19 protein-coding genes and 2 pseudogenes are annotated in these 18,612 nt (G+C 41.2%); 10 read left to right on the top strand and 11 right to left on the bottom strand.

Annotated features, from left to right (window positions below):
• Positions 1-387: 387 nt before the first annotated feature.
• Positions 388-780, bottom strand: coding sequence for a hypothetical protein (locus POF51_RS30675; RefSeq protein WP_244521663.1), 393 nt, complete (start codon positions 778-780; stop codon positions 388-390).
• Positions 781-1,668: 888 nt separating this feature from the next.
• Here POF51_RS30675 and POF51_RS30670 point away from each other — a divergent pair.
• The 3 genes from POF51_RS30670 to POF51_RS30660 all read left to right on the top strand — a co-directional run bounded on the left by POF51_RS30670 (position 1,669) and on the right by POF51_RS30660 (position 4,317).
• The gene (locus POF51_RS30670) at positions 1,669-2,052 is read left to right on the top strand and encodes a hypothetical protein (protein WP_017249206.1); all 384 of its coding nucleotides are present in this window, start codon (positions 1,669-1,671) and stop codon (positions 2,050-2,052) included.
• A 469-nt stretch (positions 2,053-2,521) separates the two neighbouring features.
• Positions 2,522-3,049: a TetR/AcrR family transcriptional regulator gene (locus POF51_RS30665; protein ID WP_170831542.1), complete on the top strand. Its 528-nt coding sequence runs from the start codon at positions 2,522-2,524 to the stop codon at positions 3,047-3,049.
• Between the two features lie 74 nt (positions 3,050-3,123).
• Entirely contained in the window at positions 3,124-4,317 is a 1,194-nt protein-coding gene (locus tag POF51_RS30660) for an MFS transporter (protein WP_069844699.1), read from the top strand.
• 449 nt (positions 4,318-4,766) lie between these two features.
• On the opposite strand, the gene POF51_RS30655 is transcribed toward POF51_RS30660, so the two are convergent.
• Positions 4,767-5,549: a putative protein N(5)-glutamine methyltransferase gene (locus POF51_RS30655; protein ID WP_069845456.1), complete on the bottom strand. Its 783-nt coding sequence runs from the start codon at positions 5,547-5,549 to the stop codon at positions 4,767-4,769.
• Between the two features lie 181 nt (positions 5,550-5,730).
• Positions 5,731-5,871, bottom strand: coding sequence for a hypothetical protein (locus tag POF51_RS30650; RefSeq protein ID WP_170831539.1), 141 nt, complete (start codon positions 5,869-5,871; stop codon positions 5,731-5,733).
• 408 nt (positions 5,872-6,279) lie between these two features.
• Between POF51_RS30650 and POF51_RS30645 the strand changes: the two genes are divergently transcribed.
• The 6 genes from POF51_RS30645 (at position 6,280) to POF51_RS30620 (ending at position 9,386) form a co-directional block, all read left to right on the top strand.
• Complete coding sequence (locus tag POF51_RS30645; protein ID WP_069844700.1) at positions 6,280-6,780, top strand: hypothetical protein; 501 nt, start codon at positions 6,280-6,282, stop codon at positions 6,778-6,780.
• A gap of 192 nt (positions 6,781-6,972) precedes the next feature.
• Positions 6,973-7,107 carry a hypothetical protein gene (locus tag POF51_RS30640; protein WP_271756703.1) on the top strand — a complete coding sequence of 45 codons (135 nt, stop codon included), beginning with the start codon at positions 6,973-6,975 and terminating at the stop codon, positions 7,105-7,107.
• Positions 7,108-7,445: 338 nt separating this feature from the next.
• The gene (locus tag POF51_RS32255) at positions 7,446-7,571 is read left to right on the top strand and encodes an SOS response-associated peptidase family protein (RefSeq protein ID WP_442869626.1); all 126 of its coding nucleotides are present in this window, start codon (positions 7,446-7,448) and stop codon (positions 7,569-7,571) included.
• Positions 7,572-8,023: 452 nt separating this feature from the next.
• On the top strand, positions 8,024-8,935 hold the full coding sequence (locus POF51_RS30630; RefSeq protein ID WP_069844701.1) for a tyrosine-type recombinase/integrase: 912 nt from the start codon (positions 8,024-8,026) through the stop codon (positions 8,933-8,935).
• Positions 8,914-9,156 carry a hypothetical protein gene (locus POF51_RS30625; protein ID WP_139135899.1) on the top strand — a complete coding sequence of 81 codons (243 nt, stop codon included), beginning with the start codon at positions 8,914-8,916 and terminating at the stop codon, positions 9,154-9,156. The genes POF51_RS30630 and POF51_RS30625 overlap by 22 nt, the downstream gene beginning before the upstream one ends.
• The gene (locus POF51_RS30620) at positions 9,153-9,386 is read left to right on the top strand and encodes a hypothetical protein (RefSeq protein WP_069844703.1); all 234 of its coding nucleotides are present in this window, start codon (positions 9,153-9,155) and stop codon (positions 9,384-9,386) included. The genes POF51_RS30625 and POF51_RS30620 overlap by 4 nt, the downstream gene beginning before the upstream one ends.
• 193 nt (positions 9,387-9,579) lie before the next feature.
• Here POF51_RS30620 and POF51_RS30615 read toward each other — a convergent pair whose 3' ends face one another.
• The 5 genes and pseudogenes from POF51_RS30615 to POF51_RS30595 form a co-directional block, all read right to left on the bottom strand.
• Positions 9,580-10,698: a Ger(x)C family spore germination protein gene (locus POF51_RS30615; RefSeq protein WP_170831543.1), complete on the bottom strand. Its 1,119-nt coding sequence runs from the start codon at positions 10,696-10,698 to the stop codon at positions 9,580-9,582.
• Positions 10,699-10,724: 26 nt separating this feature from the next.
• The gene (locus POF51_RS30610) at positions 10,725-12,173 is read right to left on the bottom strand and encodes a spore germination protein (RefSeq protein WP_069844705.1); all 1,449 of its coding nucleotides are present in this window, start codon (positions 12,171-12,173) and stop codon (positions 10,725-10,727) included.
• The gene (locus tag POF51_RS30605) at positions 12,170-13,264 is read right to left on the bottom strand and encodes a GerAB/ArcD/ProY family transporter (RefSeq protein ID WP_271756702.1); all 1,095 of its coding nucleotides are present in this window, start codon (positions 13,262-13,264) and stop codon (positions 12,170-12,172) included. Before POF51_RS30605 ends, POF51_RS30610 begins: the two co-directional genes overlap by 4 nt.
• A 228-nt stretch (positions 13,265-13,492) precedes the next feature.
• Positions 13,493-14,719 (bottom strand): annotated as a pseudogene (locus tag POF51_RS30600) (transposase); the annotation flags it as partial.
• Positions 14,716-15,273, bottom strand: coding sequence for a cupin domain-containing protein (locus POF51_RS30595; RefSeq protein WP_271756701.1), 558 nt, complete (start codon positions 15,271-15,273; stop codon positions 14,716-14,718). The pseudogene POF51_RS30600 and the gene POF51_RS30595, both read right to left, overlap by 4 nt.
• A 376-nt stretch (positions 15,274-15,649) precedes the next feature.
• On the opposite strand from POF51_RS30595, the pseudogene POF51_RS30590 reads away from it, so the two are divergent.
• A pseudogene (locus POF51_RS30590) lies at positions 15,650-16,117 on the top strand (SOS response-associated peptidase); the annotation flags it as partial.
• 68 nt (positions 16,118-16,185) lie between these two features.
• Here the strand turns inward: POF51_RS30590 and POF51_RS30585 are convergent.
• From POF51_RS30585 to POF51_RS30575, 3 genes are all read right to left on the bottom strand, one after another.
• Entirely contained in the window at positions 16,186-16,614 is a 429-nt protein-coding gene (locus tag POF51_RS30585; protein ID WP_069844708.1) for a NucA/NucB deoxyribonuclease domain-containing protein, read from the bottom strand.
• 327 nt (positions 16,615-16,941) lie between these two features.
• The gene (locus POF51_RS30580; protein WP_017249195.1) at positions 16,942-17,241 is read right to left on the bottom strand and encodes a hypothetical protein; all 300 of its coding nucleotides are present in this window, start codon (positions 17,239-17,241) and stop codon (positions 16,942-16,944) included.
• Between the two features lie 126 nt (positions 17,242-17,367).
• Positions 17,368-17,775 (bottom strand): discoidin domain-containing protein, encoded by a 408-nt coding sequence (locus POF51_RS30575; RefSeq protein ID WP_271756700.1) that lies wholly within the window; start codon positions 17,773-17,775, stop codon positions 17,368-17,370.
• Positions 17,776-18,612 lie beyond the last annotated feature (837 nt).

Below are 18,612 nucleotides of genomic sequence, written 5' to 3'. Positions count from 1 at the left end.
GACTTTCCAGATAGGATATGATTTTCTTCCTTAAGGTGAATATGACAGATATGGAAATCCTGAGAAATGGATGTTTGTCTAAAACTCTCCTCACTTTGTCTCGTCGAAATCGTTGACCTACAACAATGGCAGCTCGATCCGACATCGATGGTACTGGCTGGATAAATACGTTTCTTTGAAGGTAGACCGGAACAGATGAAGCTGGCAGACAACCAGGAGTGCGGTGATGGCCGCGACGAAATCCGACGAAACCGGAAAAAGGCGTTTGTAGGAGGATAGATTGAAAGTCGCTTTCACATTTTAACATTCGGTATAAAAGGAATAACCCTGCAGAAGTTTCTCCACAGGGTTTCCATCGCAGTAGCTGAAAGAATCCAGCCGAGACATTTAAAAGGTTCTTCTAATCACTGGGATTCTACGTGCTCCATTACGAATAAGCCTTTGTGCTCGTTCACGGCTGATTCTAACAAGTACTGAAGTATCGGTTGAATTTTCAACGTCGAAAACTGAGAAAAACCGACCATTAGCGAACAGTACACCTTTAAACTCCACTTCAAATCCAGGCCTAGGCCGTGGACGTGTATTCTGAATAACCGTTCTCATGACACCTGCATTTCGGAGCCTTCGTGCTTGTTCGCGGGTTATGCGGACCGCAAATACTGGGTCAATTTCGACACCAGGTACTTTTGCCTCAACCTCAACAATTAGGAAAAAACGGTTGCCGATAGTTGCAATACTATTTGCTCCAATAAAAATTGGTGGGTTCATTGCCATTTTCATATCACCTCCTTGTACCAAACTATGCTTGAGGTACAGAGGTGGACAAGGGCATTACCACAATTTTCGATTTTTGGTATTTTGACCAGAAGTATAGACAGTCCGCAGATGATTTTTCGAGCACTACACCCTGTGCGATGAGGAGGGATCCGGATGACAGATCAGCAGATCATTGAAACACTTGCAACAAAGGTCATGGGGGATATGCACAGCAGCGGTGGAATTGGTCGCTTAACAAAACGGTAAAAATGAAAAGAAGCCCAAAAACAAGGGCGTCTATCGTGCAACTTTTGTTTTAGCCTGTTGCTTCTTCTTAGCAGTTCGTTTGGCATCCCAATTAAATAACAGGATAGTAATAAGTAAATAAATCGCATTTGCAGTCCAGAAAAATCGGCTAGATATGCCAGGTAGCGAGATTGGGAAAGTTTACCATGAAGATGGGGATATGAGACGTTTTTGAAAGAAATTATTAATGAGATAAGAGTGCAGCTATGTGAAAGATGTGACACAACACACGATTTGTAAAGGAGGGTAAGTATGGGATTAAAAAAGCGAGTTGAATCGTATGCCAAAACCCTTAAATGCTCAATGAAGATTCGTTTCTTCGACCGCATAAGAAAAATTATGCATGTAGCAAGTGGATGAAATGGCAATCGAAGCTGAAGAGAAAAACGGATTGATTACCTAATCGGGAGCGGGCAAAACGGTTTATCTGGACTAAAGAGACAAACACCCCACTACTCAATGGGGCAAGAAATCGATCTGTAGTGTCCACAACCTCCATATAACTTCGCGCACTGTGAATTTGCTACTATAATTAAAACAATTGATAATTTACCTTAATTTGGTATAATTCATTTTGTTCACATCCAAATATTGGGAGGTCTTGCAATGAAAAAGAAGTTCATGTCTATTAGCCTTGCTACCTTATTAGTATCATCGTTTACATCTAATACGGTATTTGCTGCAAATCAGCAAGCAGAAGTTGTAGTTGAATACAGTAATGATACCAAGTGGACGAGCGCGGTAAGTGGGCAACATCAATATGGTCGAGTTACATTGATTTCGGAAGGTACTGGACTGGCTGGGGCTTTTGTATGGAAGAAATGTGCAGGAGACATTGACTATGTGGATACACAGATTCAACTTGGTACAGACTCTAGCTACAAACAAGATAGCACTAACGTATACATGCAAGGCGGATGCACGTACAAACTCGAAGTAAAAAACTATAGCACTAATAAGGCAAAAGGGTATATTCGAAACTGGGACTAATCCGTATCTCGTCAAAAAGGACCATGAGGTTGACACATCCAAATTGAGTCGATCTCATGGTCTTTATTATTGATTTACCACGTTTCAGATTAGTAATTCACATCGAGCGGAAGAGAGCCAGCAAGTTGTACGGTGAAGTTCAGCTTGAGTTCGTATTCGTGGACTACCTTTGTATATCGGTGCCATGGTTTGATTGTACATAAGACAACATGTTATTTGACAGATTGTAAAACGTGCTTGGCAAGTATCGTCCAGGTCGTGCCATTTATAAAGTGGTTGGATATCTCCGGCTCGTCGTCCTTTTCGTGGTCACCATCAAAATCGTCGTAACCGCGTGGAGCTCGCCTGGAACCATAGTAAAAATAATGGACTGATCGTTCCCGAAATGTTATACTGCTTCTACAGTTAAGGAGGAATCATTATCGGACGTTCAAAAGAGTTTGACAAGGAACACGTACTTCATAAGGCAATGTTAGTTTTTTGGGAAAAAGGTTACGAAGCCACAAGCATACCGGATTTATTAAAAGCAATGGAATTAAGCAGATCAAGTTTGTACGAAACCTTTGTAGACAAAGAGACGCTTTATGTTGAAGCGATACAACATTACAAAAAAATAAGTCAGAAAAAAAGAGATCTGTTGGTATATGCGTCGTCTGCGAAAGCTGGAATCCGGCAGTATTTTGATCAGCATATCACTTCCGCATTTGATGAGGATTTGCCTAAAGGATGCATGATTACTAACGCAACGCTTGGCTTGGATTCACCAGATGAACAACTACGTAAATTGATACGAGACGGTTTCGAAGAATTGGAACATGCCTTTTATGAACTTCTAAATCAAGGACAGCAGACGGAAGAAATCGACTCCAAGAAAGATATAAAGGCTCTATCACACCTATTGCTTAACCTAAATCATAGTATCAATGTAGTATCCAAGGTGAAAACTGACAAAAAAATTATTTATGACATGATGAACACCGTTATTGAGATGCTATAAACAAAATTTTTTTAATTTTATTGGAACGATCGTTCCAGTAATGATGACTACTTCCACAAAAAGGAGCGTTAACGATGAGTTCAATCGAAGGTGAAAAAATGGAAAAGCCTTTTTCGGCGTGGATGATATTCATTCTTGCTGCCGCATGCGGACTAATCGCTGCTAATCTCTATTATGCGCAGCCTTTAGTGGGTCCGATTAGTTCGGCAATTGAGTTATCTTCTGAGGCAGCTGGCTTAATCGTCACACTTACCCAAATTGGTTACGGAATTGGATTATTATTTATCGTACCCTTGGGAGATATACTTGAAAACCGAAAACTTGTTGTAGTGTCATTGTTCCTCACTGCAATAGCTTTGGCGCTTGCAGCAGTAGTCAAAAGCGCTGGCCTTTTTCTCACTGTTTCACTGTTTATCGGGTTGGGATCAGTTGCGGCTCAGGTACTTGTTCCGTACGCTGCTCACCTTTCGCCAGATGCTACACGCGGTCGCAATGTGGGGAATGTCATGAGTGGTTTGTTACTCGGTATCATGCTCGCTCGTCCCATTTCAAGTATGGTGGCGGAGTTTTTGGGCTGGCGAGCAGTCTACTATTTATCCGCCATAGCGATTCTTGTGTTGGCTCTTTTATTGGCGATGGTGCTTCCTGCAAGACAGCCGTTGAACACCACACGGTACCCGGCACTTCTGGGTTCTATGTTGCATTTACTCAAAACGACACCAATCCTGCAACGTAGAGCCATCTACCACGCATGTGTGTTCGCAACTTTCAGTTTGTTCTGGACTACGGTTCCGCTGTTATTGACCAGTCCGATTTTCCATTTTTCACAAAAGGAAGTTTCCCTGTTTGCATTGCTTGGAGTATCTGGGGCGGTAGCTGCACCAGTGGCAGGCCGTCTTGCCGATAGAGGCTGGGCTCGATCAGCCACAGGATTAGCGTTAGCTTTCGTTATTATTTCTGGAATTCTACCTCTTGTAATCCACGGCAGTTCAACTTCCGCATTAGTAACCTTGGTAATTTCGGCCATTCTATTGGACATGGGAGTTTCAGCAAATCTGGTTCTTGGCCAGCGTGCAATTTTCTCATTGGGGGCAGAATTTCGAAGCCGGCTTAATGGTTTATACATGGCAATCTTTTTTGCTGGTGGTGCTATAGGCTCTGCTACAGGTGGATGGGCATATGCTATGGGTGGCTGGAAAGCAGCCTTGTTGATTGGAATAGCTTTACCGGTCATTGCGTTGATTTATTATACGACAGAGAAAAAGTAATTTAAGTCCGCACAGAACGACTGTCAGCGCCAGAATAGGAGCCGTAAGATAAAACGATCAAGGTCTGAAAAGTGGGGATTGGGTATGGCAACCCCTCCAGAAAGGAATGACCAAACAAGAGGCTTCGTAAGGGTCTTGTATCCTACCGGAATCCCGTTTCTTGCATATTCTTCAATTCATGCATTCTGTGTATCTTCCCATGAAGGATAATCTCATCAGTAAAGTGACCTGTCACTTCAATCAACATCTTATTATGACCGAGTGCTAATCAGTCGTTATAGCAATAAATGATAACTATCATTTTACAACCATTTGAAGTTAACACAACGGTAATTGTGGAAAAAAGAGATGAATGAAGTTTCTATAGGGATTAGGTCCTTCTTAGGGAGAAATATTGACGAGTTCTTGAACTCTAGCCTATGTGAACAGGTTTAGACTCCTAAACTGCTTTAGGGAACCGGCTTGGTTCCGATTACGACGGTAGCATCCAACTCGTCAGACCTTGTCACCCGTGTAATCAGCCCGCAACAAGTGAAGATATCGACTGTCTGATGTATCTGATGTTCGCTTGTCTCAACTAGTAAGTGTCCACCAGGAGCCAACCAGAGTGGAGCCGCAGCCAATACTCGTCTCTGAACGTCAAGCCCATCCGGTCCCCCGTCGAGTGCTATTCTCGCCTCATGTATGCGAGCTTCAGGTGGAAGAAATTCAATGGCTTTGGTGGGGACGTAGGGAGCATTGGCAACGATGACGTTAACGTGTCCCCTAAGTATGCTAGGAAGAGGCTCAAATAAGTCTCCTTCGTAAACGCGACCTCCTGGGGTAGTAACATTGCGACGGGTGCATTGCACCGAGGCTGGATCGATGTCAGTAGCATACAATTCGATCTGTTCCAAGTAAGCAAGAACCGCCCCAACCGCCCCTGATCCGCAACATAGGTCAAGCACTACCGACTTTTGACGGATGAGGTCGGCAGCCTGTCTAACGAGAAATGCTGTACGTTGTCTGGGAACGAAAACGCCCTTTTCCACAATAATCCGCAGTCCACAAAACTCAGCCCAGCCGATAATATGTTCGAGAGGCATGCCAGTTGTTCGCAATTCTACCATGTCCGATAGTTCAGTCATTGTCCCTGCTGAGGCGATTAGTAACCTGGCCTCATCTTCAGCGAAAACACACCCAGCTGCTCGAAGTTTATTGACGATTATTGTAAAAATTCTATCGCCATGAATCTCATGATCATGATCATTCAAAAAATGAATTCACCCATTTCGGAATTGTTGGAATTTAGTGTGTGGTATTCGCATTTTACTCTATCTTAGGAGGCAACACAACAATCGATGTGATAAACGATAGTGGAGGGCAATGAAAGAGGCCCTAAGCCTGCAATACGCTTAGCGCCACTAGGATCGGTTATTTCAATACGTTCAAAGCACGTCTCAAGATCGTTGCATTGAGATTGCGTTCAATCGTGATAGAACAAGTATCATTTGACATGCCTGTCCCACCCAGAATTTTGGCTAAACGGTCGTATAACCTTTTCGGTATCTTCAAGTGTGACCCTCCTTTCCTTGTTTTATAGAAATCTATGTAGACGAGTATAAGAGGTTCTGGGCAGACGTAAAAAAGGGTGCGTGAACAAGTGTAAATGGTTAGCACTGAGGTTATTAAACAAAACATTACTTGTGAGAAGGACGGTGCAATATGAATCCTCCTAAAGAGTAGCTACAAAAAGAAAATGGTTGAGGAAATGATCGGTCCCACTATTCCTTCTTCGGAAGCAACTTCACTTATTCCCACCTTAGTTGATCATTTGAACAAACTTCAGGAGAATCCAATAGAGGTCCACTCAAAATGCGGCAATTAGAATAATGTCGAAATATGTCGGAATACATAGAATGAAAGATAACTTATATGATGGGATAATAATTAGGTAATTAATCCTATTGAAAGGTGGTTCCAATGCTTAAATCGAATAAGTTAGTCATAGCGTTTCTTTTATTATTTTCAATATTTGTAGTACAGGGATGTGGAACAGACCCAGTACAAGAAGATCTTATTAACTATTTAAACACCGAGTTGCCAAAAGTTACATCACTCGAAAGGAAGGCTACTGAAGAGTATTCTTCTATAACGGGCGCTAACTATACAAATGACTTAGTTATGTTTGAAGCGATGACAAAAAGTATAATTCCGACTTATTCACAGTTTCTAGAAGAGCTTGAAAAGATTAAACCGGCTACGCCAGAAGTACAAAAAATTCACGACCAATTTATTTTAGCAGCTACAACCCAACATAGTGGTTTTATAACGACGGTATCAGCTCTTGAGAAACAAGACTATGCTAAGATTGCTACAGCAAATAAGAAATTAGCAGAAGGAAGAAAGTTGATGCGGGATTATCAAGCGGCCATAATGGAACTTGCTGATTCTCATGAAGTAACCATCACTGAGACAAAATAAGTAACGAACCCATTGTTAGATGTAATAATTACGATTGGATGATGCTTGCTCTACAAAAAATCGTACAGCAGTGGCCAAGAAGTACATCACAGAACCAGAAAAAAAGAGATGGCACAAGCACAACTAAAGCACAGCGCATAGAGCGCCTTTTCCAAAATGGAGAGGGCGTTTTTTTTTCAAGGGGAGCTGATAATGCGGCTCCCCTTTATTGTGGAAGTCAGTGCATCATCGATTGGATCAGGTAAAAAGCAATCTAACCTGCCTTTGGCGATTGTCGTTATGGCAGGCGCTTTTCATTTGGCAAATGCATTCCTGGGTTGGGATTGATGCAATTTAGCAAGTCGTCGGCGCAAGGAAACACTTCGGTGCATCGGGATCGCAGGTAGTAACTAATAAAGATTTCACAGATTGTTATATCGTGCTAGAAATAAAGAGGAGCTGGACAAAGAGGGGTATACTTTGCTGACCAGTCTTTGTTGATTTCATATTGTCCACGTAGTCCTGGTTAACCATATAAGCATTAGGCAATTATGGTGGTAAGAGGTGATCTTATGTGCGGACGATTTACGCTGGTGACTAACTTGGAGTTGTGGAATGCAAGGTTCCAAATCGAGGCTATACCTTTTGAAATACAGCCACGATATAATATCGCACCGGGTCAATAAATCCCAGCAATTATTTCCGATCAAGGTAAGCGGCGGATCGGTCAGCTAAAATGGGGATTAGTTCCGTCGTGGGTGCAGGATGAGAAGAGCGGATATAAAATGATCAATGCATCTGTAATTACCTAATACTCATTTGCCTGGTTAAAGCGATTATTTCAATATGTTAGTTATGTACTACCAGTTTATAATGACTGGTAGTTTTTTTAATCCCCCTTCGGAAGGGATTTCAATAAGAAAAAGAGAAGGTTGTTTTACGGAAGATTCAGTCGAATTAATGGGGGGGTTGTCGAATTTGCTATCCAAGACATTCAGATATGTACGGAGGCCTACGGATTCTGTCCACGGTTACCCAGCAATTGTTTTCGATCGAAATAATCAAATACATCTGCCATTGACCGTATTCGCTAAGGAGATAAACGATGGGACAAGTCAAGGAACTGCAACTACTTACCTAAATTCAATTCTCCCCTTTTTTACTTGGTTGGAATCAAATCAATGGCAGATTCGTAGCCATATAACGTGGAACGATACACCTGAACGTATACGAACAGGCAATTTATGAGTATCTAATTCAAAAAATGTCTTGTAAAGTACACCAACACAAGGACGGATTTCAAGTAGTAGATGTCACTGAAAATAGTCGAAGTACAGTCCGTGTTTTTCTATCCGCATTGAAATTTTTTTATGGTGTAATGGTCAACAAAAAGTATTATCCATTTGAAAATAATCCACTAATAGATGTTTTTTCTCTACATGTTATTTCCACTTCCAAGGATTTTGTAGAACACAATGATGCTTTTCCTAGAATGCCTTCTATTAGCGGTACGGAAGAGCCTAAAAAGCGAAAAAGATTATCAGATAGCTACTTTCGATTGCAAGGTGAAAAGTGGGTTCCTCAAATTGTAGACGATGTAAAACTCCCTGGATTGATACTATTAGGTGGAAGTCGCCTTAAAGGTTGGGGACTCCGAGAGGAATGTATTACCCGGATTTTATTTGAGTCGGGTGGACGGGTGTCTGAAGTACTCGGTCTAACTCTTGGTGACTGGCACAACAGGGGGCTGCTGAAGGAAGCACATGCTTTTAACAAGGGAAGCAACGGTCGACGAGTAAAATTTTTAAGATGGAATAATGAGACAACTAAGCTACTTTTAAGGTATTTTGATACCGAGCGATATCGACATGACCCCAACCACCTAAAACTAAGCGATTTTCTGAGAATGAAACAAAGAAAAGAAATAGATTTACAGTCTGTTTCTCTTTTTTTATCGAATAGAGGAACTACATTTACTTCCAAAACATATCGTGAAAATTATTGGAAGCCTGCATGTAAGAACGCAGGGATTGATGCCGATGTTCATCAAGCTAGACACTGGTACGTCACAATGGCGATGCGAACAATATATGAGACTACCGATAATAATAACAATATTCAACGAAAGTTACGTGAATTAATTGAGTACATGAAGTGGAAAAAGGTTGGGAAATGATTGAGGTGTACCAACATTATTTCGATGTACAACGTCATCTCGAAATTCAGGACAAGGTTCACAAATTAATGGAGAAATCTAAAAAAGAAGCATTAAATCCAAGGAAGAGACCTCCAGTCTCGAACAGAGACGCTTGTGGTGAAAAGCTAATCGTTGATACACAACAATTGTTATCAAACGATGATTTTAATTTCCTTATGGGAATAGGAGGAGTAAAATGACTAATGAAATATTCATCCAACCATGGAAACGGTTAGAGGGAAAGATTGCTCCTCCTTTAATGGTAACACCCAAAACATGTGTTGACCCTTATACATCTAACGAGTGGCCCGATGTGGAAGAAATGGTGGTCAGCTACTTTGAACGGATGGTAGTAGGAAAACCTTGGGCTGACTATATCGCACTAGTTGTGTTAGTTCAAACTGCTAACCGCCGTCTGATGAGAATATAGTTTTAGACTGGACTGCGTACTATTAACTTTATTAAGGGGTACCACCAACGGATCGAAAATTTTGTACGCTAATAAGTTTTTCACAAGAAAAAGGCCGATTTCCTGTACGCTAAGGAGAGATCGGCCTCTTATATATGTTATATATGGTAACACCCTAATATTTACCAACCTGGGCGCTCTTTTTTTACGCACATCATTCTATTGATGGAGTCATTTTTAATTGATTTGAACTTTTTAGCTCAACTATCACTATAAGTGAACTTATAGAATCTTCATGAAGCGGAATCTTCCCATCACGGGCGATTTTTCTCCACGCTTTAATGTCTTTGCGATATAACGTTTCAGATAGCCGATAAATATCTACTCCTCTTTTAAGCGCCGCCAAATATGTCAGCTTCACTTCTTTCTTAATAAGCTTGCTTAACTCTCGATTCAGATACGAGATGGTAACAGGCTGGTATAATGCGCTTACTGTAGCCGATGCCTGGATCTCAATCTCAAAGCGTGCGTTACCAGCGTTACTGAGGCGAGGGGTGATAGTTTGCTTTAATTCTTTTATTACAATAGATACGGCTGCCTTTTTATCTTTATCGACTGGAATTACAGCTCGATTCGTTTCTTTTCTCATCCATCGATATCCAACCGATTCTTTTTCCGAGAGAAATCCCTTGAAATGGTGAGCGGTGACGAATGCAATCTCATTAACTTTTATGCCTCCTGTTTTAACCTGATCTTGCTCCATGTGATTGTTTTCTGTACTTACCATAGGCAGCACGGCTTCTTGTTCTGCTTCATCAATTGCGAGGATAACCTCTCTCATGGTAACAGGTTTAATAAGTGAACTTTGTTCATAAGCGCTTTCCGGATCGCTCAACCTTGACGGGTATGTAGCGAGCTGAAACAATTTCTCGAGAGGCACCTTCGTTGCATAAATTTTCAGGTGGTAGCGAGTTTCATAATATCGATCGGTAATATCAATCATCTGTTGCAGGCTACCTTTATTCAACGCTGTTTCCGTAAGCACCATATAAGAGAGATGCCCCCAGTAAATTCTTCGTTTAGCTGTAGTATAAATAGTGAAAATAGCCTCATCAATATCCTTTCCCGTACCCCAAACAATTTCAGCCGCTGGTTCGGTAGATTTGCCGCCCTTTTCCGGTTTTGCAGATGTGCCCAGATCAATTAGCTGTATGTAAACGATGTAGCGGTCATCCTTGTAATCAGCTCCCATACCGTTTGCGTACACCATCTGTTCGGGCTCATTGATGTCCCAGCATCCGGAAAGAGCCAGAGGAGAGAGGAACCAAATCACCCATAATAAGATGCTCCTTTTCAACATTAATCCCTGCCTTTTCGACTCGGATCCTGTGGGTTAAACATCTGCGGCCTGGTAATGTTTTTTCTGGCAGACCGCCGAATCATCGCTTTTAAGATATTGGAAAGGTTAATATCCATAGCCAGATCCAAATAGTAGATACCGAATATGCGAATCTTGGCCAGGTATGAAAAGACAAAAAAAATAGACATACAAAAGCCAAAAAAACCAAAAATGGAGGATGACACCAAGGCAAAAAATCGCAAAATACTGATGGTGCTCACGAGGGATTGATTGACAAGCGTAAAGGTAGCAATAGTTGAAGTAGCTATGACCACAACCATCGCGGGACTGGTTAAACCTGCCCGGATTGCTGCATCGCCGATAATTAATCCGCCAACAACGCTTAAGGTTTGACCTATCGCCATGGGAAGCCGCAAACCAGCCTCCCTAAACAGCTCAAATAGCAACAGCATAACCAGTGCTTCCAGCGGAGTAGGAAGAGGCACTCCTGTTCGCGCTCCAACTACATTGCTTAATAAGGTAAAGGGGATTTGATTTTGGTGAAACGCGGTAAGGGCGACCCAGAAAGCAGGAAGAAGCGTTGCCACCAAGATACCGACAATTCGCATCAATCTTTCAAAGGAACTATATAAAGCCGGGTATTCGGTATCCTCTGCTGTTTTCAGCAACATGAACAGATTTGCAGGAGTGATAATGGCATAGGAGACACTGTCAATCATAATTGTCACCCGCCCGCTCAGCAGTGCCTGAACCACAAAATCAGGTCTTCCTGTATAATGGTAGCGAGGGAAAATCTGATTTTTTTTCTCGATGAGCTCCATAAGCTGTTGACCACTGTAAATTGCGTCAATATCGACAGAACTGATTTTGTTTCTGATTTCCTCTATGGTTCCAGGATTGGCGATGTCATTCATATATAAGATAGATATCTCTGTTTTTGAGCGTCTGCCTAACTGAAATGTTTCGATACACATCGAATTGGTAGGAAGACGTTTGCGGATAAGCGCGATATTAATTGATATATCCTCAATGAAGTTGTCCCGTGGGCCTTTAATTGTCACTTCCATTTTGCTTTCTTCCGGACTTCTCTGCGGACGTTTGGAAATATCGGTGGAGAATGTCAGCTTGGGCTCGGCAAAATAAAGTAGCAATTTCCCTGAAAAAACCTCCGAAATTACTTCCTGTTCATCGTTTATTTCCTTAATGTCAGGAACATGTAAGCCCTTCAGCACGGTCGGTTTTGTCAAATAGGGGTCGTCCATTTTCTCCAAGAAAAGATCCAACCGCTTCAAAATAATGGTTTGAACAGCCTCCTGATCGACCATTCCCGTGCACTGAACCAGCAAAACACGGTGGTTAGCTTGTTCGCCGAAGTAAAAGTTCTGAAAGTGAACATCCGGGCACTTTTCAAATAACCTATGGATTGTTTGTCCATCGATCTGTGTCACGAGACCATCCTCCGAGTTTTTTTGCGAGACAAAAGAACGATTAACCCGAGTAAGACAGATACAGTGAAGAAAATGTAAACAGTAAACGGAAGCAATACATCTTTCATCAATTTATAAAGCTCGAAATCACTAAGACCAACCAATGTCAAAGCCATCACGATGACGAGAGTGACCAACATAAACAAAGTTTTCTGCCGATTGTTTTTCAATTGGAAAAGCTCTTTCAGGATATACAGAAAAAGGGAGCACCGGATGAAAGCGCCTGTAAGCCATTGATAGATCGATAAAAAGTCAACATGCTCAATATATCTGGTGACACGAACAAGACTCCATTCTTCAAACGCGGGATTTCGCTGTCTTGCCGCTTCAACAGGACCAAATTCCACGATTGCCCCGATTAGCGGTCCAATCGTTAACCAGCTAAGCAGTAACAAATTTACAACAAAATGGTTAAAGCGAACTGGAGCATTAAGCCTGTGTTGTAGAAAGAGCAGCATGATAAGTTCTACCATCCCTGAAGCTGGATAAATCATCCCACTTATAACAGGCTTATAACCGTTCTCCAGGAAGGGTTTCAACAGGGAGAAATCCTTAAACTGAAAATTGCTGATCCCAACAAAAAAGCCGAAAACAACCACGGCGGAAAGTACGAAGAAATTTACAATCGCTATCGCTCTCAGACCAGCGATGGCTAGGTAAAAGCAAAGCAAACCCAATAATATCGTTAGAAAAAAAGCAGGCGTCTCAGGTAAATAAGATGATTTCGTCCAAGTAATCGTTTCCTTTAACGTTGAAGCGATAAGGATGATGAAGTAAACCCCCATAACCAGCATCAACAGAAGGGCCGGGATCTTTCCAATATGCTTCTTCAGCCATCCGAACATCTGCTCTTGTTTCGTTCCGTTGTGGATGCACAGAAGCAAGGGGACCCATAACAATGAGATACAAAAGAGAAGAATGACTGACATCCAGGCATCTCTGCCCGCTGTCTGGATGAGTGGCGGGATGATGACAACGTGATTTTTTAAACCGATTGCCGTCATGCTAAGTAGCGTAATATGTAAAACAGAAATCGAATCTGATCGCATCATCTTGGGTGTCTCCTAATATAAAATTTCATTTTTTGATATTGTTGCCTAGATCATGTTTTTGTATACGGGGTACCAGCAATGGATCGGAAATTTGGTACGCTAAGCAGCTTTTCACTAGAAAAAGGCCGATTTCCTGTACGCTAAGGAGAGATCGGCCTTATTTATAAGTTATAAATATCTGTAACAAACAATTTCGATTTCCCTAAGTAGGAGAAATCGGGTGATCCTTTATTGAGCTGCGTTGAGTGGTAATAATAAATTTTGACCAGGTATTCTTTTTAAGTCGAATGTGTACTCACCTAGAAAATTAATATGTTCCCAGCCTAAGGGCGTGATATGTTGTAGAAGATCTTCTCGTAACAATCCATTTGACTGTGATAGGGTCTTGCTGCCTCTGTTAATTAAACTGTATTCCATACACTTAGCGCATTAATCAAAAAATGTTTAATGCGCTAGCTCTTTGTAATTGATCCTGTAGCCCACGTTCGCGGAATTCACCACGTTTTCCAAAAAACAAAGCTCTGGCCAACCAATTCATTGCTTCTCCTTTGTTTAAACCACGTTGTATGCGGCGGCCCAAGGCTTCATTGGAGATATAATCTAAAAACAAATATCGTTTTTTCAATCCGGCCTATCTCACGTAATGCAGTCGCTACTTTATTCTGTCTTGCATATGATCCTAACTTACCCATGATCAGCGATCCAGAGACTTTTCCTTCACGAATGAAATGGGATAGTTGTAATACATCATCGTAATTGTCTATGATAATTTTGGTGTTGATTCGACCACGAAGTATAGCCTCTAATTTCGGATAATTACTTGATTGATCGATTGTGTAGAGTTTACTATCAGCTAAGCCGCGCAATCTTGGTGCAAAACGATATCCTAAGATATGACTTAATCCGAATACTTGATCGGTGTAACCGGCTGTATCTGTATAGTGTTCTTCAATTCGCAAATCGGATTTGTGATGAAGAAGTCCATTGATCACATGAACAGCATCCCGAGCATTTGTAATGATAACTTTTGTATAAAAACTGGTATATTGATCGCCAACAAATCGATAAATAGTCGCCCCTTTGCCTGAACCATAATAAGGATTGGAATCAGCGTGAAGGGATGAAACACCTATCGGCACGCACATACCATCCGATGAAGATGTTGTGCCATCACCCCAGTATGATGCAAGAGCTAGTCTATGCTGAAAATTTACTAGCTTAGCTTGAGCTCGAGTCATTGCATCTTCATATAACCTCCATTGAGCGGCGTTAGCTAGTTGATGAGAGTAGCATCTGCCATTTTCGAAGCCCAATATTTGTTCCGATTTCCATCAATGCAGCCATTAGTACAGTTTTTTCTTCTCCTTTTGGCGGCCGATTCGTTGATCCATGGATAAATTGTTCGTCAAATTCTGTCCAACTGGCTACTTCCATTAATAAATCAGTCAATTTTACATTAGTAGGTTTTCTTCAGCAGACAGGGCAATTGCTTTTGTTTCATGAACTGTACCATATGGATGCTCAGGCGGTGCATAGATAACGTAAATTTTAAGCGGTTTATTACCCGTATTAGTTACATTATGCCATTTACCTGCCGGTATCATGATTGCATAGTCATCATAGGCCATTTGTTGAAAATCTAATTTATTCTTGTTATCCCCCATTTGAACAAGCCCCTGACCTTCTTCAATACGAATGAATTGATCCGTTGTCGGATGGACCTCTAAACCAATGTCATCTCCTACATCAATGCTCATCAGGGTAACTTGTAGGTTCTTCCCTGTCCATAAAGCAGTACGATAAGTATTGTTTTGATTTGCAGCTTGGTCAATGTTCACTACAAATGGCTTTGATCCATAATCTCTTAATTTGATGTTTTCGTAATAAGGATTCCAGTCGGAAATCGAATTGTAATGATGACGATTCCAATGATAACTCCAATTGTTGTTATGCCAGTTGATCTGCATAGGATTATGCCATGGATAGTGATACCATGAGTTACGGTACATAATCATTCTCCCAGCATAATGTCTTCATTTACCTTTATCCTATGCAGTTACCTATTTAAAGGAGTGTAAAATGTGGAATATTGGGCAAGAACCTAAAAATGATGACAAGACAAAAATAAACATTTGCTATCCAATTTTTTAGCATGTACATATAGTTATTGAAGATAACTGCCCCGTTATTTGAATAGCTGAATGTCAGTCTAATACTTTATTAATCAGTCTATAACTTTATTATCTCTGCACAATTAAAACCTGTTCTTGTGATAACACTTATCTATCAATCTACTTTTGGGGTTTAACCATCTACATATGAACTACCACTCAATAGAGCTAACCCTTGGAATAACTGGTATAATCATAATTTTTCGTATACAGGTTAAAAGCAAGGTCTGAAACGTTAACAGAAAAGCCGGCATTCCGACGACTTTTCGAGCGAAAACGGTGCATCATCCCTGCAGACAGCTTCTACGAGTGGATGAAACTCGGAAAAGCCAAGCAGCCGATGAGGATTATGATGAAGAGTGGGGAACCGTTCGCTTTCGCTGGTCTGTTTGATACATGGGCAAGTCCGATAGGAGATAAACTGCACACGTGCACAATCGTTACGACCAAACCAAATGATGTTGTAGCAGATATTCATGACCGGATGCCTGTAATACTGAGACAGGAAGACGAGGGAATATGGTTAGATCGTGAGAAGTTTGATTCTGACTTGCTCCAATCATTGCTAGTACCATATGACTCGGATATGATGCGTGCATACCCTGTATCAACAATGGTTGGTAGCCCGAAAAACGATTTGCCAGAATGTATTCAAGAAATAGCGAACCCGTCCCTGTGTTAAGGAGACGGGTTCATTATTGCGAAATGTTTATTCATATCCGGATTTTGCGGGTACACGAAACAGAGACTTTATTTGACCACGATTTCAACCTTTGTCCCGTCTGGAAAATCCTCTAATTGGTTGGATATCCAAGATCCAGCGCCGCGATTATCTGATGGCTTTATGTATTTGATATCTGCCCCTGTGCCACCCTCAGCACACATTGCCATCGGCCATTCATCCCGATCATACCCCTTTTTTGTAGGAATACCCTTGAGCGATTCTTCGCGATTTTTATTGGCTCCATCTCGGTCAATTGTGCATACAGCTGACTTCCCGGAAGCAACCGCATCTTTGATATGCTTTGCTGTCTCTGGGTATCGATCAGACGGAAAAACTATCGTATGGTCTACATTCCCATTGCTGACTGTTTTGTTCTCTATTGGCACAAGTCCAAAGAGATAGGCAGCGCCGATCAGCAGCACCACAATCAGCATCAGTATTTTTCTCTGTGTCATGCTTTTGTCCTCCAAATATAAGTTCTTTTTCAAATAAAAACACCGCCCAGAATTTGGCGAAGGGGTGTGATTGCCTATAACCTATTGTAAGCCATTATCAGGGGCGGGAAGTGTTATGGTTACCCGAGTTATCCCCTCATATGAAACGCGATATTTCCCCACAAGTACATTGATATCAGTAAGTTCCATGTTTTTAGGTCTAAAGTGAAAGAGGAGTGCGTCGGAAGTCCAAAGAATGACGACCCAGATCGTATCGAAGAGAATCGTAATCTATGAAAAATACGAGGCACCTGCCTGTTAATATAGGAGGTACCTCGTCTCGTCGTGTTATTTGGTATATTCCATAACTTCAAACGATTGAACCTTGCTGAATGCTACATAATCTTTTCTAGAAGTAAATGGCCCCTTGTTAAAGTCCTTATCGAACATATATGTTTCTTTGCCACGTCCATCTGCACGGCCATTGTACCAGTCGATGAAGTCCTGTACTTCGGATGCGGTTAGCTCAAATTCCTTCTCGAGACCACTGATCATTTTAATAACAAGAAGTGCGTTATCTCCAGTTGGCTCTGGTTCAGGTTCTGGATTAGGATCGGGATTCGTCGGTGTGCCTATTTTCTCCATCATTTCTAATTCTTCAATAACTGTAAATGAAGAAAATCCATTGTTCGATGTTATATTAATACGGTATTGCCTATAGAAGTTGTCATTGTTAAATGTGTAATCTCTTTTGAAATTTGTTGCCCAGCCTGTCTAATTCGTTTGTGTATCTAATACGATCCATTCTTGACCATCGAATGCTTCAAATGTCCAGTCCTTGGGGCTTTCACCTTTATAAACATCCCTTGATTTAACCGTGTATTTGGAAATTTTCTTTGGCTCTGGAAATTCATATTGTAACCAGCCTTTAATTGTACCGCCAGCTGTACCCCATCCATAAGTATCATCTTTGTCATCAAATGCCCGGTATGCTTTATGATTCGCGCTCCATTCACTGCTTGCACTTGCTAGCCCACTTGGACTATCGTTACTTGTCATCGCAGGAATTAAATCTCCACTGTACTCATCTTCCGCAAAACCAACGTTTTGACTTGAAAATAAAATAAAAATGATAAGTCCAAAACTTAAGAGTTGCTTACCGTACTTCTTTACAAAAATCATAAAAGCCTCCTTAGAACTGTTAAAAAAGGATAATTAGTATATGTGCACATAGAAATATAATACAGTTCCATAAATTGAGCAAAACATTAAAAGGAATAAATTACAAATTGAAGGTGCTCTAAGCAGCATTATATTGGGCATTTCTACATGTAACCTACAAACGCACCCACAAAATGATGAAATGATTTGAAGTCATTTGAAATAACAGTAGCTAAAACTGTTGATTTTATACGATTTCTAGGGAGTATAAAACCGATTGAAAGCCAAGAACATGTTCCGCACACGCGTTCAAGAGTGGGAGCGCGAGCAATACATGACTGCTTATTAATAGGCGAAACCCCTTTGCCTGTATGTGCGAGTGGGTTTTTATTTGGTGGGCAATTTTGATTTTTTCAGGTGCTCAAGAACGACAGGGGTTGTATCCAAGAAGTTAGGCCGAAAATACGTCTTGATCGAGATGGGAACATCTTACATTCTGATAGTGTACGAACGAAACAAGCGTGAAACGGTCAAGATGAACATTTTCGAGTTCGGTACCTAACACGATGTGTAGCGAATGAAATCAGCCAATCTTATCGATAATCAGTACGCTCTCAACTTTGAAAAATAGTACGGTTAAAATTCCTATCCCGAGTAACAGTAGTAGTCCAAAAATCAGCGATAAGATAATCATTATCTTCTTCACAACAAACACCCCCGGTGTAAGACGAGGGGGGAGTAAAAAAGTTACAAAATGTTAAGAACGATTGAGTTAATTTTACACGATAGTCCATGCTTATACAGACTACTTAACACAACATTTCGGGAATAAAGAAAAACTTAATCCTCCCAGAAAGA

This window comes from Brevibacillus sp. AG (assembly GCF_028369215.1).
GTDB classification, from domain to species: Bacteria; Bacillota; Bacilli; order Brevibacillales; family Brevibacillaceae; genus Brevibacillus; species Brevibacillus porteri.
The sequence above is the reverse complement of the archived record's forward strand: the minus strand, read 5'-3'. Positions and strand labels throughout refer to the sequence as shown.

Coding starts and splice junctions, on each gene's coding strand:
- POF51_RS30665 (WP_170831542.1), top strand. CDS start 2,522: ATGTTAGTTTTTTGGGAAAAAGGTTACGAAGCCACAAGCATACCGGAT.
- POF51_RS30670 (WP_017249206.1), top strand. CDS start 1,669: ATGAAAAAGAAGTTCATGTCTATTAGCCTTGCTACCTTATTAGTATCA.
- POF51_RS30675 (WP_244521663.1), bottom strand. CDS start 780: ATGAAAATGGCAATGAACCCACCAATTTTTATTGGAGCAAATAGTATT.
- POF51_RS30580 (WP_017249195.1), bottom strand. CDS start 17,241: ATGATGGAGAAAATAGGCACACCGACGAATCCCGATCCTAATCCAGAA.
- POF51_RS30630 (WP_069844701.1), top strand. CDS start 8,024: ATGTCTTGTAAAGTACACCAACACAAGGACGGATTTCAAGTAGTAGAT.
- POF51_RS30595 (WP_271756701.1), bottom strand. CDS start 15,273: ATGTACCGTAACTCATGGTATCACTATCCATGGCATAATCCTATGCAG.
- POF51_RS30605 (WP_271756702.1), bottom strand. CDS start 13,264: ATGATGCGATCAGATTCGATTTCTGTTTTACATATTACGCTACTTAGC.
- POF51_RS30575 (WP_271756700.1), bottom strand. CDS start 17,775: ATGATTTTTGTAAAGAAGTACGGTAAGCAACTCTTAAGTTTTGGACTT.
- POF51_RS30645 (WP_069844700.1), top strand. CDS start 6,280: ATGCTTAAATCGAATAAGTTAGTCATAGCGTTTCTTTTATTATTTTCA.
- POF51_RS30620 (WP_069844703.1), top strand. CDS start 9,153: ATGACTAATGAAATATTCATCCAACCATGGAAACGGTTAGAGGGAAAG.
- POF51_RS30585 (WP_069844708.1), bottom strand. CDS start 16,614: ATGACACAGAGAAAAATACTGATGCTGATTGTGGTGCTGCTGATCGGC.
- POF51_RS30660 (WP_069844699.1), top strand. CDS start 3,124: ATGAGTTCAATCGAAGGTGAAAAAATGGAAAAGCCTTTTTCGGCGTGG.
- POF51_RS30640 (WP_271756703.1), top strand. CDS start 6,973: ATGCGGCTCCCCTTTATTGTGGAAGTCAGTGCATCATCGATTGGATCA.